The sequence below is a fragment of the Pseudomonas sp. 30_B genome, from assembly GCF_017491605.1.
Classification (GTDB): domain Bacteria; phylum Pseudomonadota; class Gammaproteobacteria; order Pseudomonadales; family Pseudomonadaceae; genus Pseudomonas.
This window is the reverse complement of record NZ_JAFGYY010000364.1, coordinates 1-442: the sequence shown is the minus strand read 5'-3', so window position 1 is coordinate 442 and position 442 is coordinate 1. Positions and strand designations below refer to the sequence as shown.

At 67.2% G+C, this 442-nt stretch carries 1 protein-coding gene; it reads right to left on the bottom strand.

Annotated features, from left to right (window positions below):
- Positions 1 to 118: 118 nt before the first annotated feature.
- Positions 119 to 442: LexA family transcriptional regulator (locus J5M67_RS28680; protein WP_279381600.1), on the bottom strand; the 324-nt coding region annotated here is incomplete at its 5' end.

Genomic DNA, 442 nt, shown 5'->3' with positions numbered 1-442 from the left:
AGATGGCGCAGACGACCGAATTGACGGAAGGGCAGCAGGCGGGCGAGGCGTTCCATAGGGTTCTCCAGATTCAGTCGAATGGCGGATAGGCGGGCGGGCTGCAGCTGGCCGAAGGCGATCAGAACTCGCCCGGGCGGATCAGCCCGACGGCGATGCCTTCGAGCGCGAATTCCGCACTGCCGGCCTTCACGAAGATGTTCTCGTAATCGGGGTTCTCGGCGATCAGCTCGACGCCGCCCGGCCGGCGCTTCAGGCGCTTGACCGTGACGTCGTCGCCGAGCCGGGCGACGATGATCTGGCCGTCCTTCGCCTCGGTCCGCTTCTGCACGGCGAGCAGGTCGCCGTCGAGGATGCCGGCGTCGCGCATCGACAGGCCGCGCACCTTCAACAGGTAGTCCGGCTTGCTCGAGAAGAGCGCGGGGTCGCACGCGTAGTGCTGCGA